This is a genomic window from Microcoleus sp. OTE_8_concoct_300 (assembly GCF_031383065.1).
In the GTDB taxonomy this organism is placed as follows: Bacteria; Cyanobacteriota; Cyanobacteriia; order Cyanobacteriales; family Microcoleaceae; genus Microcoleus.
The window spans coordinates 1-5,231 of record NZ_JANMZH010000457.1; the positions used below are offsets into that span (position 1 = coordinate 1).

Genomic DNA, 5,231 nt, shown 5'->3' on the forward strand with positions numbered 1-5,231 from the left:
GGTGCATCGCTATCACCGCCGCCCGCACCCGCCCGATAAATTTTGCCTTCTAAATTTTCTTCAATTTCAGGTCTGGTTTCGCACCAATCCTTAATTTTTTGAGCGATAATATTGATATTATCTGTCGAACTAACATCAAGCGCTGATAAATGTTCGGCAAATAGCTGCGGCTCGGATATTTTCAATAACTTACTTAAACCCGCAACAATTTGTTTGGGTGTTGCATCATCGGGAAGTGACATGACTAATCTCCTTAAATCTTTTTTTTCAGTTGATAGCGGTAAAGTTTCTGTTTCCCCAATTAGGGTAAATGCTGCCCAATCTAGGGGAGTCCGAAATCGAGCTTTTGTTGTTAGCATAGCACACCGCAAGGCGGCGGCTCGATTGTCGCCCCGTGCTAAATTTTCGTAGAATTCTGTCATTAGCAACTTGGCTGGTAGCACGCCCATATCCCACAGGGAAACGATAATGCTGGGGACTCCGGCGAGGATGAAGCAGCGCGACAATCCGATGACTCCATCTCCGGTGATTTTACCGCCTCCGGTGCTGCACGCGCTTAAAACTACGAGTTCGGAATCGAGTCTTAATTGCAGGATTTCTGTGGCGTTAAGTGCGCCGTCGTCGGTGTCTCCTGATGGTGCTAAAATTATCGCGCCGGGAATGCCGGAACCTTGGAAATCGTCGAGGAGCCCGTGGGCGGATAAATGGACGATGCGGGTGTTTAGCATCCTCTCTAAAATGGCGAGTTTTGTGGCATTTTCTCCGCTAATTGCTTCGGTTCCTAAAGTTGCGGCAATGGCTTCTGCGGCTTCTTTTGCCCTGGGGATTTGTCGGAGTTTGTAGGGGTTTTCCTTAAATTTTGGGGCGATGGTTGGGTCGCCGACAATTAGGGCGGCTTGTCTCAATCCTCGTTCTCGGTTTTGATGTTGGCGGGTGATTTCTAATACTTGGATGGATGGGCTGGTGAGGATGGTATGATTTTCGATTAGGTAGCGGTTGTTGCTATCTTGCAAGGCGCCGAAGGGTACTAAAAATAAGTCGTAGTGGGGGACGAAGATGATGGGGGAATTGGCATCGGTGGGTAGCAAGTCGATGATGGGTTCGATCAGAATTTGATGGAGGAGTTGCAATAGGGGAAAGCGGCCTGTTTCGTCTCGTTTGGACTGGGATTCTAGCTGAATTTTGTTGCCTTGGTCGTCGGTTTCTACGGTGCCGATGGAGACGCGGGCTTTGAGGATGATTTGTTTGAGGGTTTGGTTTTGTTGGTTGAGGGGTTCGAGGTTGGCGGCGCGATGGGTGATGTTCCCGTTTGGTTGGATTACCCAGATGTAAATTTCTGGATTGACAATCGAATATTCAACTATTGTGGAGTTTCTGTCGCGGGCGATTTGTTGGATTTTGGGGATGGATAACCCCCCCAGCCCCCCCTTGCTAAGGGGGGGCCTTGAGAGGTTTGCTTCTTCCTCAAATCTTGATAACCCCCCCTTGCTAAGGGGGGGCTTAAGAGGGAGGAATTGAGATAACTCTTCTTCCTCCCCTTGATAAGGGGGCGACTGAGGGGGGGTTGTTAATAAGGTTTGTCGCCATAACTCGACGAAGGCACGGGTGCGCGACATTTCTGATATTTCTAAGGCTTCATCAAATTTAGATTGGGCGACTAGGACTTTTTGCAGCAGGCGATAGGCAGATATTTGGGTTTCAAAGATTGAGGCTTTGTGGTCATTACTTACCAATTCAGAACGCAGAGTTTCATGAATTGCGATCGAAGCACGAAGTGCTGTTTCAGCTTCAGCAAGTTGATTAATTTTGAGGAAAGTAGAGCCCAAATTGTTGAGAGACATTGACTCTCCCACGCGCTCTCCGATTTCCCGTGAAATCTCTAAATACTGTTGGTGAAATTCGATCGCCCTGTGGTATTGTCCTAGGGATTGGTAAGCAATGCCCAAACTACCGAGGCAAACAGCTTCTCCTCGTCGATATCCGATTTCTCGTGAAATCTCTAAAGACTGTTGGTGAAATTCGATCGCCATGTGGAATTGCCCTAGGGAATAGTAAGCATTGCCCAAATTGCTGAGGGAATTAGCTTCTCCTTGGCGATATCCGATTTCCCGTGAAATCTCTAAAGACTGTTGGTGAAATTCGATCGCCCGCTGGAATTGCCCTAGGGATTGGTAAGCTGAGGCCAAATTTCCGAGGGAAATAGCTTCTCCTTGGCGATTTCCGATTTCCCGTGAAATCTCTAAAGACTGTTGGTGAAATTCGATCGCCCTGTGGTATTGCCCTAGGGAATCGTAAGCTGAGCCCAAACTGCCGAGGGAATCAGCTTCTCCTTGGCGATATCCGATTTCCTGTGCAATCTCTAAAGACTGTTGGTGAAATTCGATCGCCTTGTGGTATTGCCCTAGGGATTTGTAAGCTAAACCCAAACTGCCGAGGGAAGCAGCTTCTCCCACGCGATCTCCGATTTCCCGTGAAATCTCTAATTGACATTCATAAAATTCGATCGCCTTGTCGTATTGCCCTAGGGAATCGTAAGCTAAGCCCAAATAGCCGAGGGCACGAGCTTCTCCTTGGCGAGATCCGATTTCCCGTGAAATTTCTAATAACCGTTCGTGAAATTTGATCGCCCTGTCAAATTGCCCTAGGGAATTGTAAGCTAAGCCCAAATTGCCGAGGGAATTAGCTTCTCCATCGCTATATCCGATTTCTCGTGAAATCTCTAAAGACTGTTGGTGAAATTCGATCGCCCTGTGGTATTGCCCTAGGGATTTGTAAGCTAAGCCCAAATTGCCGAGGGAAGCAGCTTCTCCTACGCGATATCCGAATCCGATTTCCCGTGAAATCTCTAAAGACTGTTGGTGAAATTCGATCGCCCTGTGGTATTGCCCTAGGGATTGGTAAGCTAAGCCCAAATTGCCCAGGGACTCAGCTTTTCCTTGGCGATTTCCGATTTTCTGATAGATAGTTAATCCCTGTTCCCAAGACGGCAAAGCTTCTCGAAATTGACTGATTTCATACTGCCGATTGCCTTGATAAAACAGTCTGTCTGCTTCCGATTTCAGTCCAATTCCCGCTAGAAAATCGCCATCCACCTTACCCAGTAGCCCTGCAAAATTTTTCAACCAATCAGCGATTTTTAATCCGCCTTGTTCTCTGAGATTATCAGCCTCTTCTAGCATTGCCGCCACCAAGGCATCATCCAGCAATTCCGGGTGAGTTTTCAATATCTCCGCTTCTTCGCCGCTGGGACAGGTTAGCAGTTGATTTATCAGGTTGAGATAGGCTTGTTCGCGTTCTGAGTTCATTGCGATTTGGGGTTTGGGATGGTGCGATCCATTAATTTATTATCGGTGAAACTCATCTGTTTTGGGCTGGCGATGCCAAGTTTTTTTCGCTTGGATGTGCGGGGTGGCGAGAAACCGGGTTTTTCCGAGAATCCTTAGTTACAGTCGGTGATTTGGGCAAAAACCCGGTTTCTTGGATTTTCGGTGGAGGCAGAAACCGGGTTTTTTCCGAGAATATCGATACACTGCCTAAAACTACGAAAAACCCGGTTTCTTTGGTTTATGTCGTAGTGTAAAATAATTAAAAGGGAATAGGTGAGTTTTATGGCGCGTCTTACCGATCGAGCTTTTGAAATTTTGCGGGCCGAAGTTGACAAGTGCGCGGCCGCTGATACTGTAGCCGGTGAAGTGTACCGACGGATGGTAATCAAGCGGTTGGAGAAGTTACGATCGCAAAATGGCACTTTCGCCTCAACAGAAGAAATCCGCGATACCTTCAAAGACGAATTTCCCAACTTCAGCGAACAAGCTCTCAAAGCTGCCGTCAAAGCCAACCGCCCGCCCGGATTGTTCGGTAAAATCATCTTTGCTGGGAGTTTGCTGGGAAGTGCTGCAGGGATAATTTGGCTGATTAACCTACCTTTTCCCCTGATTCGCTTGCCCGTGGCCAAAACAATGCCGATATTGTTGCTGCCGAGTTTTAGGAGTATGGATCACAATTACCGGCAGGCGATCGCCCTTGTGGAACAATCCGATCAACTGGTGAATAAAGCCACGGCTGTCGCTGATTTTGACTTGGGCGAAATTAAAGCAAAACAAGCCCAAAAACACCTCGACGCCTTGCCAGTTTGGTTTTTAGGTTATTATCCACAAACCTACTGCTCTTTTTTCGGCTGCAGTTGGCGGTTTACAGTCGATGAATTTCAAGCCGCCCGCAAAAATGTCGGGCGGATGGAGGCTCAGATTTTCCAGCAAAAAAATGCTTTTACTCAGTTAAATCAAGTCGAACAAACTCTCAACGCGGCGAAACAGCAGTATCAGCAAGCCAAAACCGCTGCGGATAGACAAAAAGCGACGGTAAATTGGCAAAGTGCGATCGACCAACTCAATCAAATTCCCGCCGAAACCCTCGCGGGAGAAACGGCTAAGAAAACACTCAAAGCAGCAGAAAGAGACTTTCAAGCAATGGGCGGCGTCGCCACCGGTTCTGTGCAGGCTGACAACTTAATTGAAGCTGCCAAAGAATTTGCTCTCTCCGCCGCCGTCGCCGCCAAAAAACCGCCACATCCCGCCGCACAGTGGGAGCAAATAGCAGAATTGTGGCAAGAAGGTATTAACAGACTGAAATTGATTCCAGTCGATAACCCTGGCTATCTCGACGCTCAAACCAAACTCGCTGAATATCAAAAAAATTTAGGAATTACCCAGATTAGACTGGAAGCAGAAAAAGATTCTGCAAAAGCTTTGCAAGAAGCTAAAAGCTTGTTGGCCAACTTGCAAAATGATGTGAATTCTCAAAATCCCGGTAAATCCCTCAGCCAGTTGCAACAAATTATCAATCAATTAGAATCTGTCAAACCCGGGACAACTGTTTATCCCGAATCCCAAAAATGGCTGCAATCTGCTCGCAAGAAACAGCAAGAATGGCAAAAGAATTAAAGATTGGGCATGGGGCATGGGGCATTTTTAGCTGTTGACGGTTGACGGTTGACGGTTGACGGTTGACTGTTAACTAATGACTAAGGATCGCGAATTAAATAACTTACAATTTTAATTGTTATTGTGGGATGGGCGTCCCGCCCGTCCAAAAAGGACGGGCGGGACGCCCATCCCACAATAACAATTAAAATTGTAAGTTATTTAATTCGCGATCCTTAGTCATTAGTTAACAGTCAACCGTCAACCGTCAACCGTCAACCGTCAACAGCTAAAAATGCCCCATGCCCC

General features: G+C 47.2%; 2 protein-coding genes. One reads left to right on the forward strand and one right to left on the reverse strand.

Annotated features, from left to right (window positions below; genetic code table 11):
* Positions 1-3,305 (reverse strand): tetratricopeptide repeat protein (locus tag ACUVJL_RS20740; protein WP_445247560.1); only part of this gene is annotated, 3,305 nt, incomplete at its 3' end.
* 303 nt (positions 3,306-3,608) lie between these two features.
* On the opposite strand from ACUVJL_RS20740, the gene ACUVJL_RS20745 reads away from it, so the two are divergent.
* Complete coding sequence (locus ACUVJL_RS20745) at positions 3,609-4,943, forward strand: hypothetical protein (protein ID WP_445247561.1); 1,335 nt, start codon at positions 3,609-3,611, stop codon at positions 4,941-4,943.
* The last annotated feature ends 288 nt before the right edge of the window (positions 4,944-5,231 follow it).